Source organism: Paraburkholderia sp. SIMBA_054 (genome assembly GCF_046534875.1).
Taxonomy (GTDB): Bacteria; Pseudomonadota; Gammaproteobacteria; order Burkholderiales; family Burkholderiaceae; genus Paraburkholderia; species Paraburkholderia hospita.
This window is the reverse complement of sequence record NZ_JAWRXV010000093.1, coordinates 1-17,880: the sequence shown is the minus strand read 5'-3', so window position 1 is coordinate 17,880 and position 17,880 is coordinate 1. Positions and strand designations below refer to the sequence as shown.

Sequence of the window (17,880 nt, the reverse complement as noted above, 5' to 3'; positions counted from 1 at the left end):
ATGTCCAGCGAAGAACCGCCCCGCAGCGCGCCGCTGCATGAATCGAATGAGGAACGGACCTTCACGGTGCATGTCGAGCCGCTCGGCCGCACGTTCGATGCGCCCGAATCGCTCACCGTTCTCGAAGCCGCGGGTTTCGCGAATCTGCATCTGCCGCGCATGTGCCGCAACGGCACCTGCCGGACATGCCTGTGCCGGCTGGTATCAGGCAGCGTGCGCTACACGGTCGAATGGCCCGGCGTCAGCGCCGAAGAAAAGACGCAGGGCTACATCCTGCCGTGCGTGGCCGTCGCACAGAGCGATCTGGTGCTCGACGCGCCCGACGCCGCCGACATTCCATCCACGCCGGCTACGCCGCCCATCAGGCGGTTCTAGTCTAGCGGCGCTAGTTGATGGGTGCAAAACGCGGCACGGTCTGCCCTTCGTGCTCGATCATCTCGAAGAATACCGACGCCGGCCGCGTCCAGATGGTGCCGTTGTCGGCGCGATAGACGATCATCGTGACGCTCGGGTCCGATTCGAGTGTCGCCTCGCAGATGAACTCGTAAATGCCGCCCTTGTAGTGTCGATAACGTACGGTCACAGTCGTTTCCTCACAGATGCATGATTGGACAAAGCAGCGCGAGGCACGCAGCCGCACGCGTCAACTCGCGCCCTCTTTCATCTGCTTCAGGTGCTTATAGACTGTTGCACGCCCCATGCCAAGCACGTTCGCGACATAGTTCGCCGAGCTCTTGCCGCGAAACGCGCCTTCCGCATAGAGCGCTTCGACCAGTTCGCGCCGGTGCTCGCGCGTGAGTCCGTTGAGACCGACCTGCCGCTCGCGCAGCCATCCGTGAAGGAACGTGTTGATGCGCTCCTGCCAGTCGTCGCGGAACAGCTCTTCCGGCTGCGCAACGACGCCCGCGCCCTTGATGAACAGATCGAGTGTCGAGCGCACGTCGTCGAACACGGCGATGTTGAAATTGATGCACAGCATGCCCGCCGGCTGCCCGTTGTCGTCGAATAGCACGTTGCTCACGCAGCGCATCCGGCGGCCGTCCCAGTTGAGCTTCTCGTACGGGCCGATCACGCGCTCGCGCGCCGAATGCTCGGTTTCCTCGAGCGCGGAATCGTCGCCGATTTCCCGCTTCGACAGATTGTTCGCGAGATACAGCACGGTCTGATCATGCAGATCGTGGATCACGACTTCCGCGTACGGGAAGAACAGTGCGGCGATGCCGTCCGCGATGGGCGCATAGCGGGTCAGCAGCAGATCCTTGACGGGGGACGTATTCTTCTTGCGCATCGGCGGGCAGGGGCAGTCTTCGCGGGATATTCATGATGCCGCTGCGGTTGTTACGCTCGACCCGCAGCGGCGGCTGATCGCCATTGTAGCTATTGTGCCTGGTCTCCACGATCCGTCAGATGGCGGTAGAGCTCGCTGGCGATCGCGACGTCTTCGAGGCCGAGGCCGATCGAGCGGAAGAACGCGTGCCGCGCGTACGCGGGCTTCTCGCACGTGCCCGCCAGCAGCGACGGCAGATCGCCCTTTACTTTCTGCGGCGACCAGCCGTGCTGCGCGGCGAGCTTCATCTCACCGGCGCTCGCGGGCGTCGTCGCGCGATAGTCGCAGTAGACGTCCATCTCCGGCAGCCACGCCGGATCGATTTCGTGCGCGTTCACGGCATTCGTGCTGATCGACGTGATAAGCGCGGGCTTCGTCAGTGCGTCGCGCGGCAGCACGGGCGTGCCCGACGACGTGCACAGCATCACCACGTCCGCATCCTTCACGCACGCTTCGATGCTCGTGCTGGCTTCGGCACGCGCATCGGCGGCTTGGACGGCGGCGCGCTTCGCGTCGCTGGCGGCGAGATCGGGCGAATACACGCGAATCGATTCCCACGCGCGCAGCGGCGCGACATGCCGCAGATGCGCGAGGCCAACCGCGCCTGCGCCGATGATCGCAAGCCGCTTCGCATCGGTACGCGCAAGCTGGTCGACGGCGAGCGCCGTGGTGCCCGCCGTGCGCTCGGTGGTGAGCAGACCGGCGTCGCACCACATCAGCGGCTGGCCCGTTTCCATCGACATCAGCGCGGTCCAGGCGGTGATGACCGGCTTGCTGCCCGTCACGATATACGGCGACAGCTTCGCGCCGAACACCTTCGCGTCGGCGAGCACGCCAAGATAGGTAATGAAGTCGCCGGCGCCGTTCGGGAACAGCGTCAGCGTTTGCGGCGGCTGCACCGCATCGGCGGAAGCGAGCGCGCGAAACATCGAGGTCAGCGCGCGGCGCACGTCGAGCGCGGGCAGCGCGGCACGGACGGCCTGTTCGTCAACGGCAAGTGGCAAGGCGGTCATCATCGAAATCATCTCCTCAGTCGACGCGTGATGCGTCAATTGCAATTCCTTTCCGATCGACGATCCGACCGAAACGTAGACTTATAGTCTACTTGAGACTTTGCCAATTTGGACAGAAAAGTCTCGTTTTGGACGTGTGCAGCGTGCGCAAGGTGACCGGTATAGATAGATTTTTCGCGGCTCTCGCCCTTTCTGTGCAAGGCTCCGTAACAAATAGAACGGTATTTTTGATCACTGGACTATCGTATTCCCTATAGTCCATACTGGACTTTCAGTCTATATTTCAACTGCACCGCCGCTAGTCGCGCGTGGTCCGATCATCAACGACAGGAACCGTCATGAACCTGAAGCTCTCCTTCGCCGCCGCCGTCCTTGCCATGACGGCGGGCGCCGCCTGTGCGCAATCGTCCGACACGTTGCGCTTCGGCATCGAAGCCGCCTACCCTCCGTTCGAAAGCAAGACCGCGTCGGGCCAGCTCGAAGGCTTCGATGTGGAGGTCGGCAACGCGGTCTGCGCGAAGATGAAGGTGAAATGCGTGTGGGTCGAGAACGCATTCGACGGGCTGATTCCCGCGTTGCAGGCGCGCAAGTTCGACGTGATCAACTCGGCGATGAACATCACGGCCAAGCGCAAGGAAAGCATCGCGTTTACGCCGCCCATTTACGTCGTGCCCATCGTGATGATCGCGAAGCGCGGCTCCAATCTGCTGCCGGACGTGAAGAGCCTGCAAGGCAAGCACGTCGGCGTGCTGCAAGGCTCGTCGCAGGAAGACTTCCTGAAGAAGCACTGGGCGAATGCGGGCGTGCAGATTGTGTCGTATCAGGACCAGGATCAGGTGTACGCGGACCTCACCGCGGGACGTCTGGACGCCGCCGTGCAGGAAGCGCAGACGGCGCAAGATGGTTTCCTGAGCAAGCCGGCGGGCGCGGGCTTCGCCATGGTCGGCGAGCCGCTGAAAGATCCGTCGACGCTCGGCGAAGGCACGGGCTTCGGTCTGCGCAAGGGCGACAAGGCGCTGCAGGCGAAAGTCGATGCCGCGCTCGCCGAACTGAAGAAGGACGGCACGCTGACAGCGCTGTCGCAGAAGTACTTCAAGCGCGACATCATCGCGAAGTGATACGCTGCTGAGCCGAAGCCGGCAGCGTCGAAGCCGGCCGCACCGAAGGCGGCCCCCGTCGATCCGATGCGCGAGCGCGTGGCGACACGCGCTCGTTGCGCTTCTGACGCATCACTCAACATCATTTCAATCGTTATGGATTTCGACGTCATCGTGCTGGGCGCGGGCATCGTCGGCGTGTCGTCGGCATTGCATCTGCAGGATCGCGGGCGGCGCGTCGCGCTGGTCGACCGGCGCGCGCCCGGCGAGGAGACGAGCTTCGGCAACGCGGGGCTGATCGAGCGCTCGTCGCTCGTGCCGTACGGCTTTCCGCGCAAGCTTGGCACGCTGCTGCGCTACGCGCGCAACCAGTCGACCGATCTCTACTGGGACTACAAGGCGCTCCCCGCTTACGCGGCGTGGCTCGCGCGCTTCTGGTGGGAATCGTCGCCGCAGCGGCTCGCCACTGCCGCGCGCGACCTGATGCCGTTGATCGGCGCATGTGTCGATGAACACGACAAGCTGATCGCGCGCGCGGGTGTCGGCCAGCTCGTGCACGACGGCGGCTGGATCGAGGCGTTCCGCACGCGCGCCGCGTTCGATAGCGAAGCAAGAGCATCGGAAGATGCGATCCGCGAGCATGGACTGCACGTGAGCGTGCTCGACGCGGCTGCGCTGCATGCGCAAGAGCCGTCGGTGGGCGAAGGCATCTGCGGCGCGATTCACTGGAAGGACCCGAAGAGCGTGCTCAATCCGGGCGCGCTGGTGAAAGGCTATGCGCGGCTTTTTGAGGCGAACGGCGGGACTTTCGTCAATGGCGATGCGGCGACCTTGCGGTCCTCGGGCGATGCGTGGACCGTCGAGACGCAACACGGCACGGTCAGCGCGAAAGAAGTCGTGCTCGCGCTCGGGCCCTGGTCCGATACCGTGTTCGAGCCGCTCGGCTATCGCATTCCGCTGCGCGCGAAGCGCGGCTATCACATGCACTATCGGCCGGCGCGGCAGATGCTGTCCGTGCCGATCGTCGATACGGAACGCGGCTATGTGATCGCGCCGATGGAAGGTAATCGCCTGCGCCTGACGACGGGCGTCGAGATCGCGGAGCGCGGCGCGCCGCCGACGGGCATCCAGCTCGAACGCGTCGAGCCGCTCGCGCGTGTGACGTTTGGGCTGGGTGAGCGCGTCGATGACAAGCCGTGGCTCGGCATGCGGCCTTGCACGCCGGATATGCGGCCTGTGATCGGGCCGGCGCCGCGTCATCGTGGGCTGTGGTTCGCGTTTGGGCATAACCATCATGGGCTGACGCTTGGGCCTGTTACCGGGCGGCTGCTCGCGGAGATGATGACGGGCGAGACGCCGTTTGCGGATCCGAGGCCGTTTCGGGTGGAGAGGTTTGGGTGAGGGGCGGTTCGGTTTTGGTGTTTCGGCCTTTGCGTCGGCATCCGCGTTGTGGTTTTTTGCTGGCATCCGCGATTTGCCTTCGTGGCGCGGGCGGTTTGGTTTTTATGGGTTTTCGCTGGCATCCGCGATTTGTTAGCGTGCTTCACGCGTCGCCCCTGTGCGGGGCGGCACCTACTTTTCTTTGCCGCCGCAAAGAAAAGTAGGCAAAAGAAAGCGGCTAACACCGCCAGTTCTTGTGTTTGCCTGAGGGCCCCCACAGGGTCTTACGCTTCACACGGCAATCACGTGACCCATGGCCGTTGCCAGCGCTCTTGCGGTGCGCCTCACCCGCTTCACGCACCCGCGCTGCATCATGCCGTGCCAGGTAGTCCACGGCCGCCCAGGTGGCAAACTGTGTGTAGGCCCCTTGTGCTCCACACGCATCACTTCGGACCGATAGCGCACGCCTCGATGTAAGAGCGCCGAGCTATACGACGCGACAACCTACACACAGTTTGCCACCTGGGCGGCACATACCGTTCGCTGCCGTGAGCCCTAGTACGGGTGTTTGAAGCGGGTGAGACGCACATTCAAAGCGTTGGCAACGCACGCAAACAGAAAGGCTGCCGTGTGAAGTGTAAGACCCTGTAGGGGCCCTCAGGCAAGAAGAAATGTTGGCGGTGTGAGCCGCTTTCTTTTGCCTACTTTTCTTTGCGGCGGCAAAGAAAAGTAGGTGCCGCCCCGCACAGGGGCGACGCTTGAAGCACGAAGGCAATACGCGGATGCCAGCGAAAACACAAGCAAACCAAACCGCGCGCGCCACGAAGGCAAATCGCGGATGCCAGCAAAAAAAACAAGCACACCACCTGTTCATCTGAGCCTTCAGACCACATCTACCCTGAACGCCGCCGTCAACTCACTCAACCGCTTCGCCTCATCCGCAAGCGCGGCCGCCGTCGCCGCGTTCTCCTCGACCAGTGCCGCATTCTGCTGCGTCACTTCATCCATCTGCGTCACGGCGAGGCTCACTTCCTTAATGCCATCACTTTGCTGCTGCGACGCCGTCGCAATCTCGCCCACGATCTTCGCGACCCGAGAAATCGCGGTCTCGATATCGCGAATGGTATCGCCCGCGCCCGTCGCAATCTGCGCACCGTGCGCGACGCGCGCCGTCGAATCCGCGATCAGCAAGCCGATCTCTTTCGCCGCCGCAGCCGAGCGTTGCGCGAGGCTGCGCACCTCGCCCGCGACGACCGCGAAGCCGCGCCCTTCCTCACCCGCGCGTGCCGCCTCGACGGCCGCGTTCAGCGCCAGAATATTGGTCTGAAACGCGATCCCTTCGATCGCCGTGATAATGCCCGTCATCTTCGACGAGCCGGCGTCAATCAGATGCATCGTCTCGACGAGGCTGCCGACCGCTTCGCGCCCATGCGCCGTCATCGACGACGCGTCTTCGGCCAGCTTGCTCGCGTGCTGCGCGTTCTCGGCGTTCAGTTGCACGGTCGACGTCAGCTCGTCCATCGCCGCAGCCGTCTGTTCGAGCGACGCGGCCTGCTCCTCCGTGCGCTGCGACAAATCGAGGTTGCCCGCCGCGATCTGCTGCGTCGCGGCTGCGATCGAATCGGAACCCTTGCGCACCGTCGTGATCGTCGCGCCGAGCTTGTCCTGCATCGTCGCGAGGCCGTGCAGCAACGTGCCCATTTCGTCCTCGGAACGTATCTCGACACGCGTGCGCAGTTCGCCCGATGCGATCGCGTCGAACTGGCCGAGCGCGTCGCGCATCGGCGACATGATCGCGCGGCGCAGCGCGCGCCAGCTGAGGAACGCGACGCCCAGCCCGACGGCGATGCTCGCGATGCACGCCGTCAGCAGCGTGCGGAACGTCGCGGAAGAATGGTCGGCGGCGGCCTGGGCGGCGTCGTCGAGATACTTTTCCAGCGCGCCCTGGCTGGCATTCATCGCCGAGTACAAGCCGATCAGATGATTCACGCGGCTCTCGTCCATCCAGCTCGTGTCGCCGCTGCCGATCGCCTGAATCAACTGGTCGATGCCGTCGCGCAGGACGGCCGTGCGTTTGGCGTCGAGATCGTCGGTGAGGATTTGCAACTCCGGCGTCTTCGGCAGCGCGCGGAAGTCGGCCCATGCCTTGTCGGCGTCGCCGAGCAGACGCTTCGCGCGGTTCAACTGCTCGCCGAGCTGCGGCGAGTGCGGATTGCTCATCGCCCAGTCGAGGCCGAAGCGCGCCCGCGACATCGCCGTCCCCGAGCGGCCCAGCGCAACCACCGACGCGAAATTGACCTCATACCCGTCGCGCTGCGCCTGGTTGCTTTTCGCCATGCCGAAGATGCCGAGCGCGCCCGTCGCGATCAGCAGCACGCCGAGGAACGCGATCGTCGTCGCGATCCGGGCGTTGATGGTCAAGCTCTTCATATTGTCTGGTCTCTCGCTGTCTTTCTGTTTTCGCCGATGAGTCGGTTGCTTTTTGTTCCATATATAAAACATATATCCTTATATGGAACTTGAGGCGAGTGTAAGGCGAAAAAAATGAGCAGACCACTGCTCATTCAGCGCGCGTCGCGAGCCCGCGACAACGGATCAACCGGCCGCCATCACCCCGGCGCGTGCATATAGAACAGCAGCAGCGACAGCGAAACGAGCGACCCGAGCGTCGACAGCAGAATGGTCTGCGACGTGATGTGCGCCTCGCGTTCATAGAACTCGGCAAGCATGTAAGGACCTGTGCCCGTCGGCAGCGCGGCGAGCAGCACGGCCATGTCGACCATCGGCACAGGCAGCGCGAACACGCGTGCGGCGATCCACCATGCGAGCGCAGGCTGCGCGATCAGCTTGATGGCCGTCAGCACGAACGACGTGACCGGCTCGGCCGCTTGCTCCGCCGGCGTGCGCTTTTCCGCGAGGAACAGCCCGAGGCTCACCAGCGCGCACGGGCTCGCCGCGCCGCTCAGCAGTTTCAGGAAGGTCTCGACGCTATGCGGCAGCGTCACATCCGCGCTCGCCGCCAGCACACCGAGGATCGGCGACGCGATCAGCGGATTCCTCAACAGCCGCCACACCACTTTCGCGCCGAGCTTGTGCGGCGTGCGCTCGGTCTGCAAGCCGATCTCGATCAGCACGATCGCGAGCGCGAACAGCACACAGGCGACGATGATCGTCGCGATGGTGGTCGGCGTGAGGCTCGCGTTGCCGAACGCGAGCAGTCCGAGCGGAAAGCCGATGTAGCCCGTGTTCGGATACGACGCCGCAATCGCGTCGACGCTTGCATCGGCAAGATGCCGTCCGCTCGCGAGCCGCGCCAGCAGCACGACCACGAACACGCCCGCGCAGGCAATCGAGAACGTCGCGATGAAGGCGGGCTGATCGAGCTGATGCCAGGTCGAATGGGCCATCGTGTCGAACAGCAGCGCGGGCAGCGCGAGCCACACGACGAAGCGGTTCAGTTCGGAAGCGGCCGTGGGGCCGAGCAGGTTGCGGCGGCGGCAGAAAAAGCCCGCGAAGATCAGCGCGAAGACAGGCAGCAGGATTTCGAGCGTGGACAGCATGAAGTTGCGGCAACGAAGGTGAAGAGGACGGAAACGCGCAAGGGTAAGCGTTTACACCTATACAATCCAATGCCGATTCAAACCCTCGACGATACTTTTTTTGCATCATGCTCGACGTCAAGCCGCTTCGCTACTTCGTCACGCTCGCCGAAACGCGCCATTTCGGGCGCGCGGCCGCGCGGCTGAACCTGTCGCAGCCACCGCTGAGCCGGCAACTGGCCGCGCTCGAAACGGCGCTCGGCGTCACGCTGATCGAGCGCAGTCCGCGCAGCGTCGCGCTCACGGCAGCGGGCGAGCGCTTCTACGAGGATGCGAAGGCGATTCTCGCGTCGATCGAGCAGGCGGCGAAGAATGCCCGCGCGGCGTCCGTCGGCGACAGCGGCCAGTTGACCATCGGCTTCACGATGTGCGCCGCGTACAGCGTGCTGCCCAGCTATGCACGCGCGTACGGCGATGCCTGGCCCGGCGTGTCGCTGAACCTGCGCGAAGTCGTATCGAACGATCTGGCGTCGCAGGTGCTGAGCGGTCAGATCGACGCCGCGATCATGTTTCCCGGCGCTCAAAGCCAAGATCTCGACACCCGCGCGATCTTCACTGAGCCGCTGTGCGTCGCGCTGTCGCGCGAGCATCCGCTCGCCCGCGCACGTCAACTGAAGATCGCCCAGCTCGCGCACGAGCCGTTCGTGATGGCGTCGGAAGCCGTGTCGCCGAGCCTGCGCGCGACCATCGTCGATCATTGCGCACAAGGCGGCTTCGCGCCCGATGTGCGCTTCGAGGTCCAGTTGCAGCAGACGGTGTTGAGTCTCGTCGACGAAGGCGTCGGGATCGCGCTGGTGCCGGAGTCGATGCGCAAGGCGCAACTGGCGGGCGTGGTGTTCAGGCCGCTCGCCGACGCGCCGACGATTTCGCAGATGCTCGTCTGGTCGCCATTGAACCGCAACCCATGTCTGGCGCGGTTTCTGGAAATTGCCTGGAAGCGGCGAGCGGAACGAACCGGAGAAGAGAGCCGCGCGCCTGCGCATTCGAGCGCAGGCGCGGGAAAGCAGCGTTACAGATAAGCCGAGTTGCGCGCCGCTGCAGCCGACGCGCGCGCGATGCGTTCGCTGCGCTCGACCAGCGCGCCGAACAACAGGCCGATCGTCGCCCACATGATCGCCTGCATGCCGAGCGCCGTGAAGCGGAACTTCCACAGCACGACGGCCGGGAACGCTTCGGGCACTTCGTTGACTGTCGGCAGCGCGATCTGGATCGCGGCGATGATCGCGATGAACACGATGCCGCCCACGATCGACGCGTTCCACAACCCGAGCCGCGGCATCAGGTGCTTGCGGACTTTCATCGAGAACACCATCACGACGAGCGACGTGACGATCATCAGGAAGAACAGCCCCGTGCGCATGCCGATCGTATCCGGGTCGCCGACGGAAGGCGGATTCGCCGGATACTTGATGGTCGGCACCAGCACGACGGCGACATAGGCGCCCACAGCGAGCCACGCCGACAACGCACGCGCGTCGAGCCGGCCGACGCGTCCGTGCAGATACGCGAACGTCAGCGCGAACAGCCCGCCGAACGCCATGCCATAGGCGACGACGCCCGTCAGCAGACCGAGGCCCGCCTGCGTGCCGCGGCTGACGAGCTCTTCTTCGTGATCGTGACCGCCGCTCGCGTCGCCGTGATCGTGCGCGGCTTGCATCTTTTCTTCGAACGAGATCGCCGTATCGACGAGCGGCTCGCCTGCGACCCGCGCGAACGCGAACGTGAGCAGACCCGCGACGATGCCTGCGAGCATCCCTCGCATCAACAACTTACCAACCATGGTGATGACTCCCTTACGCGATCAGTGGCAAGGAAAGCCGAGCAGATGGCGGCCGTCGTGCACGAATTCATGCACGTACATGCCGGGAATCAGCGACGTCGCGCCTTCTTCAGCACCGACGAAATAGAGCGCAAGCAACATCAGCAGACCGCCGAAGACGATCCACGGCATCAGCTCACGCAGCGGGATTGGGGTGATGACGGGTTGATCGGTCTGACCGGCCTGGTCGAGAACAGCGTCGTTCATGACGGACATCTCCTGGGGGTTACGCGCCCCGATAGTCGAATGATGAGAGAGGTCGAAGCTTGGGTCTGGCTTCCGGCTTGTGTACAGCCTGTTGTGTACGCATTTGCTGCCGATTACAGTGGCGCGACCGCGCCGGGCTTGCACCGGCTTCCGCGCTTCGAGTGGCGACTATTCTACGGCTAAACTGTGGAACGCTCTCTTCTTTCTTCCCATTTCCCGGACCCAAGGCCGTCGATGCGCACACGCCTGTTGTTGATCAGCCACCCGGCGACGGCCGCGCAGCGCAAGGGCACGTTCCCCGCCGACGATCCCCTCGATGCGCGCGCCGTCGAAGAAGCCACCGCGTTCCGCGCATCGCATGCCGGCTTACTGAACACCGATGTGGCGCTCAGCAGCCCCGCTGCGTGCGCGCTGGAAACGGCGCAGGCGCTTGGACTCGTGGCGAAGGCCGTGCCGGATCTCGCCGATGCCGATTTCGGCCGCTGGCGTGGCCGCCGTTTGCTCGACGTGGCGAACGAAGAAACGGACGCGCTCGACACGTGGACGCGCGATCCGTCATCCGCGCCGCATGGAGGCGAATCGTTCGATGCGCTGACCTTGCGCGTCGGCAGTTGGCTCGATGCGTTCGAGCATCGCGGCACGGTCATCGCCGTCACCCATGCCAGCGTGATCCGCGCGGCGCTCATGCATGTGCTGCAAGCGCCGTCCGCGACATTCGCGCGCATCGAGGTTCCGCCCCTTTCCGTCGTCGAACTGCAACGTAGCGAGCGTGGCTGGGCGTGGTGGCCAGCGCCTGACCGTCAAACCTGAGACGCCGACGCGCGCTCACAGCGTCGGACACGACAGCACCTGCTGCGGATTGAGCGTCGTGCCCGGCATGCCGTCGCTGGCGGGCGTGCCCTGCGCCGGCGTCGCGATCAGGCGCACGGCATCCGTGCCCGCGTTCGCGAGCACGTAGCGCTCGGGGCGGCCTTGCGGCTGCCAGTACGCGCGATAGATGCCGCCGTCCTTCAACACATGCAGCGTGCCGGGCACCGTCTTGCCGCCCGCGATGAAATCGACGGGCTCGCCGTCGCGCAACGCGAAGCCGCTCGCGGCCGACACGCTCGACGCACCCGATGCACCCGACACGCCCGCCCCGCCACCCGCGCCCGCCAGCAAGCCGCAGGACGCATCGCCGGTTGCCGCGATCGCCAGTTGCGCGACGGTCCATAGCGCGAGCGGCGCGATTGTTCTGAGTGTCATGGCGAACCTCGTGTCGTCTGGAATCGCCTGGAATGGCGAGCCTCATGGAGCCTCATGCGCGTTGCAAAGCGCATACCCAGCACGGCCCGCTGAGGTGAAGCGATATGAATTTTGACCGCGTGGCACCGTGTTTTTTGATGTGCGATAAGAGTCAGGTCTTTCACAAGCGTTCACTGAAAAGAGGCAACCGATGGCTACGCTCGAAGCGTTTCGTACCGTGCTCGACGATGCACGCACGCCCGAGATCATCCGCAATCACATCATCGACTCGCTGCAGTACGCGCTGCGCAACCACGGCCAGGTTTTCACGTCGAAGGAAGTCGAATGGCTCGCGAAGTGGGACGACGCGCGCATACCGCTCGCCGCCAGCCGCGAGCTGCAAAAACGCCTGACGCAGACGACGGACTGAGCGCGCGCAGCGGCCACGCACGGGCGCCGCGCTCCAGACGGGCATGCTCCATCAAAGCGGCCGGGAGAAAGTTTCTGCTACCCAAAGCCCTGTTTTTAGGGCATAATATATTTAACGCAGCGCTCTGCCCGCATCACCCGTCACTTCTTCACCGTAACGCGTCAACGTCTTCTCGTCTTCGCCGCGTTGCACTGATTGCATTGCATCCCAGCCGTCCCGTTATCGCGCAACACCATGCAGCGGCAACCCGGCGGTCTTCGTCACTCCGGCCACGCGCTGCACGCCTGAATCCGACGGGGTGACATTCGCTACGTTCGTTGCCCGCGCGGCATCAGCGTATTTTTCTCCATCCGTTCCGCGTTGATCGCGGTTGCGTTCGAGCCAGCGCATAGGGCTCGCGCGAGACTTTTTCCGTTGCGGCGCGCCCGATGGCGCTGCGCCGCCCGCTGCCTATTCGCCGCGCCTGCCCGTTGCAGTGACGCGCGCCGGCAGCCGCATCACAGGACTTTGTATATGACGACTCAAAGCACCAAGACCTACAAGGGCTACGAAATTCATCCGCTGATCTATCCGCGCCGTACGGCGAACGGCGTGGCGCACCGCAATTCGATCGACAGCGGCTACGACGCGTCGGTTCGCATCTGCCGCGTCGGCGCGAACGCCGCCGCCGATGGCCGCGTGTTCCGCCTGTCGTATTTCCGTCCGTTCGAAGGCGCGGGCAAGGCACGCATGGCCTGCATGGAGCATGCAGCACAAGTAATCGACGGCCGGGTCGACGGACAGACCGTCTCCGACCTTTGATCACACGCGCGCCGCAAAAGGCGTGTATTACTGTCTCACCCGCATCGCCGCGGCAGCCTTCGCGCTGCCGCGCAAGTCACGCTGCGCGCCGCGCGCGGCACCCTTCCCTCATCGACCAGGAGTAATGCATGGCGAAAGAAGAACTGCTTGAACTGGACGGCATCGTCGACGAAGTACTACCCGATAGCCGCTATCGCGTCACGCTGGATAACGGCGTGGTCGTGGGCGCGTACGCGTCGGGACGCATGCGCAAGAATCACATCCGTATCCTCGCGGGCGACCGCGTCACGCTCGAACTGTCGGTCTATGACCTGACCAAAGGGCGCATCAATTTCCGTCACAAGGACGAACGTAGCAGCGGCCCGCGTAGCGCACCAATGCGCCGCCGCTAATGTAGCGGCAATCCACTGAAGCGTCCCGCGCTTGAAACCGGCGCGACGCAACCGATGAATCGACGTACACGGCAGTCGTCGATCACCGCAAAAGATGCGGCATGCGCAACGCATGCCGATCGATTCATCCGCGAAACACCGCACGCGGATCGTCGCTCGCACTGGTCTGCATGCGCGTCACGACGCGCTCTTCCAGTTCCGCGAGATGCGCGCGCATCGCTTCGAGCGCCGCGCTCAAGTCCCCATCATCCAGAGCCTCGATGAGCTGCGCGTGTTCGTCGGCGGAGCAGGTCGTGCCTTTCGACGGATCGTAAAGCGCCTTGTACAGCTCCGTCTTCGCAACGAGCTGCGCGACGAAACCCTGCAACTCCGCACTCCCCGCAATCTGCGTCAGCAGCACATGAAAGTGTCCCGCGAGCCGCACCTGCTCATCCACACGCCCTTCCTTCAGCGCCTTTTTCTCGCTTGCGATGTGTGCCTTCAGCACGCGCCTGTCCTGCGACGACAGCGCGCCGCATAGCACGGTGACGATCCCGGCTTCGACGATCTGCCGCGCACGATAGACCTGCCGCACATCCTCTTCCGACGGCGCCGGCACGAACGCGCCGCGATTCGCTTCCAGCACCAGCTTGCCTTCGAACCCGAGCCGCGCCAGCACTTTGCGCAGCGCGCCGCGCGTGCAGTTGAACGCGGCCGCGAGATCGCGCTCGACGAGTTGCGCGCCAGGGCGCAGGCGGCCTTCGAGCAGCGCCGTGGTGATCGACGCGTAGATGCGGTCCTCGACGTTGTCTTCTTCCGAGGCAGGCGGCGGTGTGTTCGGGCGTGTGGCCATGTTTTGCGATTGGGAAGGTTGCGGCGGCGGCCGTATTTTAGCGGCGCGCGGGCTTGCACGCATGAAGCGTCGACAGCATCCGCCAAATAGCGGCGATAGCGGATTTGCGTCTAATGGTTAACCATTTTACGTTATTATGGTTAACCAAACGCTTTCGACTCATCTGCAGGACGCCCCGTGAACCAGACTCCCGGCATCGATACCCCGCGCATTGCGCGTCGCACGACATCCACGGCTCTATCGTGGCAGGACGGGCTCTGGCTCGCGGTCATCGTCGCGATCGGCGTCAATCTGCGGCCGCTGCTAACGTCCGTGAGTCCGTTGATGGCGACGATCCGCGCGGCCACGGGCCTCAGTTTCTCGGGCGCCGCGCTGCTGACGAGCCTGCCCGTCGTCGCCATGGGATTCGGCGCGTTCGGCGCTGGCCTGCTGACGCGCGTGGCCGGCGAAGCGCGCGGCGTCGCGCTGGGGCTGCTGGCGATTGCCGTCGCGTGCAGCGCGCGTCTGGCGGCGTCGAGCGGCACGGCGTTGCTGATGACGGCGCTCGTGGCGGGCATGGGCGTCGCCGTCATTCAGGCGCTGCTGCCGGGCGTGATGAAGCAGCGCTTTCATGCGCGCGTGCCGCTTGCGATGGGCCTGTTCTCCGCGTCGATCATGGGCGGTGGCGGGCTGGGCGCGAGTCTCAGCCCCTATGTCGCGAAAGCATCCGGTTCGTGGCACGCGGGCCTCGCGATGTGGGCCGTGCCCGCTGCGCTCGCCTGCGTGTGCTGGCTCGCGCTGCAACGCCGTGTATCGGCGTTCGATGGACGAGCCTCCGCACACGTTGCGGCGAGCCCGACACACCCGCCTGTGGCGATCTGGAAGAAGCGCCGCGCGTGGGCCTTGGGCCTGCACTTCGGCCTCGTCAATGGCGGCTACACTACCCTGGTTGCGTGGCTCCCCGCTTACTACCAGCAGCGCGGCGCGAGCGTTGCGCACAGCGGCTCGCTGCTCGCCGCGATGACCGTCTTCCAGGCGGCGTCGGCGCTGCTGCTGCCGCTCGCGGCAGCGTCGTTCCGCGACCGCCGGTCGTGGCTCGTCGCCGGACTGTCCGCGCAACTCATCGGGATAGTCGGGCTGCTTGCGTATCCGGATGCGCTGCCGCTCGCGTGGGTCGCGATTGCAGGCGCGGGACTCGGCGGCACGTTCTCGCTGACGCTCGTGACGGCACTCGATCATGCCGACGATCATCGCCTCGCCGGAAGGCTCGTTGCGTTCGTGCAGGGCGTCGGTTTCATCGTGGCGGCGATCTCGCCGATCATCGCCGGACGCTTGCGCGATCTGACGGGCAGCTTCACGGCCGCGTGGATCATGCTCGCGGCTTGCATCGCCGCAATGATCGCCTTGACCTTCGCGTTCTCGCCGCGCAGTTACGCACGCTGGCTCGGCGCGCGGTAAGCGCTTAAGCGCTCTACGCGAGCAGGTCATCCACGACAGGCTCCGCATTCACTTCTTCGCGCCAAACAGGTGCAGCACACTGAGGCGCGCACTGCCACGGTGCATCAGCGGCATGCTGGCGTGACGGCTCGAAGCTGTGCGCAGCAAACGTGACAGCGATTGTCGATTGATGGCATACAAGTTGCAGTGTTACCGCACGCTCTCCGACAGGTCGGAGCAGACACGCGACTGCTGCCGTCACCCGGCGCGAAGCGCGATGCAGAACCCGCAATCCGACGAATGAAGCTGCGTAACTCCCCCTACTCCATACCGGGCAATCCATGCTGCGTGTTTTGCTCGTAACCGATACCGACAAGCCCATCGGCGAGTTGCGCGATACGCTTGCGCGGCTCGGCTACGAGATGCTCGCCGCCACGGCGTCGCCGCAAGCGCTGCACAAAGCTGTCGAGAGCGAACGGCCCGACGTGATCATCGTCGACACGGAATCGCCTTCGCGCGACACGCTGGAGCAGCTTGCCGTGATGAACGCGACGGCGCCGCGCCCGGTGCTGATGTTCAGCAACGACGCAAACCAGCAACTGATACGCGATGCCGTCGGCGCGGGCGTGACGGCGTATCTCGTCGAAGGTCTGGCGACGGAACGCCTCGCGCCGATTCTCGAAGTGGCGCTGGCGCGTTTCGCGCAGGAATCGCAACTGCGCGAGCGACTCGCGCAGGCCGAGAACGAACTGGCCGAGCGCAAGCTGATCGACCGCGCGAAGCGGATGCTGATGGATTCTCAAAAGATGACCGAACATGCCGCCTACGCGACGATGCGCAAGCGCGCGATGAACCAGGGCGTGAAGCTCGCCGAAGTCGCGCGTCAGATCGTCGCCGCAGCCGACTTGCCAGATTGATGCGCTGCCCATGAACTCACCTGCCTACACCTCTTCCTCCGACGAATCCGGCAAGCTCGAGAAGACGCACTTGCGCCTCGGGTTCGTCGCGCTCAGCGATGCCGCACCGCTGGTCGCCGCGAAGCTGCTCGAATTCGGCCATGCGCACGGACTGACGATCGAACTGCTGAAGCAGCCGTCGTGGGCCGCAATACGCGACAAGCTGTTGTCGGGCGATCTCGACGCCGCGCATTCGCTTTACGGCCTCGTGTATGGCGTGCAGCTCGGCATCGGCGGCCCGCAAACGGATATGGCCGTGCTGATGGTGCTGAACCGCAACGGCCAGGCGATCACGGTATCGAACCGTCTTGCTGCTGCGCTCGACGAGCACAAGACGCTGCCTGCCGCGCTGGCGACGCTCGGGCGCAAGCCCGTGTTCGCGCAGACATTTCCAACGGGCACGCATGCGATGTGGCTGTATTACTGGCTCGCTTCGCAGGGCGTGCATCCTTTGCGCGATATCGAAGGAGTGGTGATTCCGCCGCCGCAGATGGTCGATGCGCTTGCGCAGGACCGGCTCGACGGGCTGTGTGTTGGCGAGCCGTGGAATGCGGTTGCGCAGGAGCGCGGTGTTGGCAGAACGATTGCGTATACGAGTGAGGTGTGGCCCGATCATCCCGAGAAGGTGCTGGCGAGCCGGCGCGATTTTGTTACGCGGTATCCAAATACTGCGCGGGCGCTCGTGCAGACGATGCTCGAGGCGTGTCGATGGCTCGATGATGATGTGCATCGGGTGGAGATTTCGGCTCGGCTCGCTGCTGATGAGTTTGTTGGCGTGCCCGCCGGGTTGATTGCTCCACGGTTGATTGCTGCGGGTTCTGATGAGAAGCGGCGGGCTGTGAAGTTTTTTGCTGACGGTGCGGTGAATTTTCCGCATCCTGCGGAAGGGGTATGGTTTTTTGCGCAATACGCGCGGTGGGGGATGGCCGAGTGGCGGGATGATTTTGCGCGGATTGCGGGTGAGGTTAATCAGGTTGATCTGTATTGCCAGGCGGCTGCCAATGTTGGTGTGAGCGTGTATGCAGATACGCCGTCGGCGGTGCTCATTGATGGGCGGGTTTGGGATGGGAAGGCCGATCAGGTTTATATGCAGGGGTTTTCGATCAGGGCCTGAAGGTTTTTTGTTGTCTGCGACGCTGTTGGGGTTTTTGGTCTTGCTCTGGCATTCGCGTTGGCGTCGTCGCGGTGCAAGCGGTTTGATTTTTTGTCTTTGCCCTGGCGTCCGCGGTTTGGCTTCGTGTTTCATGCGTTGCCGGTCGGTGTTTTGGGCCTGCGCTGGCATCCGCGCTTTGCCTTCGTGCTTCACGCGTGGGCCTGTCATAGATTTTGTGTTCAAGGCATAACATGTAGCTCAAGGAGCATGTATGCCACGCAAACCCAAGACGAC

Annotated in this window: 20 protein-coding genes and 1 riboswitch; of the genes, 11 read left to right on the top strand and 9 right to left on the bottom strand. The window is 64.2% G+C overall.

Features of this window, described 5'->3' with window-relative positions:
• Entirely contained in the window at positions 1-375 is a 375-nt protein-coding gene (locus tag SB822_RS50955) for a 2Fe-2S iron-sulfur cluster-binding protein (protein ID WP_410858340.1), read from the top strand.
• 10 nt (positions 376-385) lie between these two features.
• Here SB822_RS50955 and SB822_RS50950 read toward each other — a convergent pair whose 3' ends face one another.
• The 3 genes from SB822_RS50950 to SB822_RS50940 form a co-directional block, all read right to left on the bottom strand.
• Complete coding sequence (locus SB822_RS50950; RefSeq protein ID WP_007745778.1) at positions 386-583, bottom strand: DUF1653 domain-containing protein; 198 nt, start codon at positions 581-583, stop codon at positions 386-388.
• A gap of 60 nt (positions 584-643) precedes the next feature.
• Positions 644-1,288 carry a transcriptional regulator gene (locus SB822_RS50945; RefSeq protein ID WP_007745781.1) on the bottom strand — a complete coding sequence of 215 codons (645 nt, stop codon included), beginning with the start codon at positions 1,286-1,288 and terminating at the stop codon, positions 644-646.
• Between the two features lie 89 nt (positions 1,289-1,377).
• Positions 1,378-2,343 (bottom strand): ornithine cyclodeaminase family protein, encoded by a 966-nt coding sequence (locus SB822_RS50940; RefSeq protein WP_410858339.1) that lies wholly within the window; start codon positions 2,341-2,343, stop codon positions 1,378-1,380.
• A gap of 335 nt (positions 2,344-2,678) precedes the next feature.
• On the opposite strand from SB822_RS50940, the gene SB822_RS50935 reads away from it, so the two are divergent.
• Both SB822_RS50935 and SB822_RS50930 read left to right on the top strand, forming a co-directional pair.
• Positions 2,679-3,458: an ABC transporter substrate-binding protein gene (locus SB822_RS50935; protein ID WP_007745783.1), complete on the top strand. Its 780-nt coding sequence runs from the start codon at positions 2,679-2,681 to the stop codon at positions 3,456-3,458.
• Between the two features lie 135 nt (positions 3,459-3,593).
• Positions 3,594-4,838 (top strand): NAD(P)/FAD-dependent oxidoreductase, encoded by a 1,245-nt coding sequence (locus SB822_RS50930; protein WP_079489588.1) that lies wholly within the window; start codon positions 3,594-3,596, stop codon positions 4,836-4,838.
• An 861-nt stretch (positions 4,839-5,699) separates the two neighbouring features.
• Here SB822_RS50930 and SB822_RS50925 read toward each other — a convergent pair.
• Positions 5,700-7,247, bottom strand: coding sequence for a methyl-accepting chemotaxis protein (locus SB822_RS50925; RefSeq protein WP_410858338.1), 1,548 nt, complete (start codon positions 7,245-7,247; stop codon positions 5,700-5,702).
• 179 nt (positions 7,248-7,426) lie between these two features.
• Complete coding sequence (locus SB822_RS50920) at positions 7,427-8,377, bottom strand: AEC family transporter (RefSeq protein ID WP_009769669.1); 951 nt, start codon at positions 8,375-8,377, stop codon at positions 7,427-7,429.
• A 107-nt stretch (positions 8,378-8,484) separates the two neighbouring features.
• Between SB822_RS50920 and SB822_RS50915 the strand changes: the two genes are divergently transcribed.
• Positions 8,485-9,435, top strand: coding sequence for a LysR family transcriptional regulator (locus SB822_RS50915; RefSeq protein WP_410858337.1), 951 nt, complete (start codon positions 8,485-8,487; stop codon positions 9,433-9,435).
• On the opposite strand, the gene SB822_RS50910 is transcribed toward SB822_RS50915, so the two are convergent.
• Both SB822_RS50910 and SB822_RS50905 read right to left on the bottom strand, forming a co-directional pair.
• The gene (locus SB822_RS50910) at positions 9,426-10,196 is read right to left on the bottom strand and encodes a CbtA family protein (protein ID WP_410858336.1); all 771 of its coding nucleotides are present in this window, start codon (positions 10,194-10,196) and stop codon (positions 9,426-9,428) included. The two genes, SB822_RS50915 and SB822_RS50910, sit on opposite strands and share 10 nt — an antisense overlap.
• A 21-nt stretch (positions 10,197-10,217) precedes the next feature.
• Positions 10,218-10,442: a CbtB domain-containing protein gene (locus SB822_RS50905; protein WP_007743360.1), complete on the bottom strand. Its 225-nt coding sequence runs from the start codon at positions 10,440-10,442 to the stop codon at positions 10,218-10,220.
• Between the two features lie 63 nt (positions 10,443-10,505).
• Positions 10,506-10,594: riboswitch (cobalamin riboswitch) on the bottom strand.
• A gap of 82 nt (positions 10,595-10,676) precedes the next feature.
• On the opposite strand from SB822_RS50905, the gene SB822_RS50900 reads away from it, so the two are divergent.
• A complete protein-coding gene (locus SB822_RS50900; protein ID WP_410858335.1) occupies positions 10,677-11,252 on the top strand; it encodes a histidine phosphatase family protein in 576 nt (191 codons plus the stop codon).
• Positions 11,253-11,267: 15 nt separating this feature from the next.
• Here SB822_RS50900 and SB822_RS50895 read toward each other — a convergent pair whose 3' ends face one another.
• Complete coding sequence (locus tag SB822_RS50895) at positions 11,268-11,687, bottom strand: hypothetical protein (RefSeq protein ID WP_410858334.1); 420 nt, start codon at positions 11,685-11,687, stop codon at positions 11,268-11,270.
• Positions 11,688-11,877: 190 nt separating this feature from the next.
• Here SB822_RS50895 and SB822_RS50890 point away from each other — a divergent pair, with 190 nt between their 5' ends.
• From SB822_RS50890 to infA, 3 genes are all read left to right on the top strand, one after another.
• Positions 11,878-12,096, top strand: a complete 219-nt coding sequence (locus SB822_RS50890) for a hypothetical protein (RefSeq protein ID WP_007743363.1) — start codon at positions 11,878-11,880, stop codon at positions 12,094-12,096.
• A gap of 513 nt (positions 12,097-12,609) precedes the next feature.
• A complete protein-coding gene (locus tag SB822_RS50885) occupies positions 12,610-12,897 on the top strand; it encodes a hypothetical protein (RefSeq protein ID WP_007743364.1) in 288 nt (95 codons plus the stop codon).
• Between the two features lie 128 nt (positions 12,898-13,025).
• The gene (infA, locus tag SB822_RS50880; protein WP_007743365.1) at positions 13,026-13,289 is read left to right on the top strand and encodes a translation initiation factor IF-1; all 264 of its coding nucleotides are present in this window, start codon (positions 13,026-13,028) and stop codon (positions 13,287-13,289) included.
• 124 nt (positions 13,290-13,413) lie between these two features.
• Here infA and SB822_RS50875 read toward each other — a convergent pair whose 3' ends face one another.
• A complete protein-coding gene (locus SB822_RS50875; RefSeq protein WP_007743366.1) occupies positions 13,414-14,121 on the bottom strand; it encodes a GntR family transcriptional regulator in 708 nt (235 codons plus the stop codon).
• A 177-nt stretch (positions 14,122-14,298) separates the two neighbouring features.
• Here SB822_RS50875 and SB822_RS50870 point away from each other — a divergent pair, with 177 nt between their 5' ends.
• The 3 genes from SB822_RS50870 (at position 14,299) to SB822_RS50860 (ending at position 17,607) form a co-directional block, all read left to right on the top strand.
• The gene (locus SB822_RS50870) at positions 14,299-15,558 is read left to right on the top strand and encodes a cyanate transporter (protein ID WP_410858333.1); all 1,260 of its coding nucleotides are present in this window, start codon (positions 14,299-14,301) and stop codon (positions 15,556-15,558) included.
• A gap of 320 nt (positions 15,559-15,878) precedes the next feature.
• Positions 15,879-16,454: an ANTAR domain-containing response regulator gene (locus SB822_RS50865; RefSeq protein ID WP_009769675.1), complete on the top strand. Its 576-nt coding sequence runs from the start codon at positions 15,879-15,881 to the stop codon at positions 16,452-16,454.
• Positions 16,455-16,464: 10 nt separating this feature from the next.
• A complete protein-coding gene (locus tag SB822_RS50860; RefSeq protein ID WP_410858332.1) occupies positions 16,465-17,607 on the top strand; it encodes a CmpA/NrtA family ABC transporter substrate-binding protein in 1,143 nt (380 codons plus the stop codon).
• Positions 17,608-17,880 lie beyond the last annotated feature (273 nt).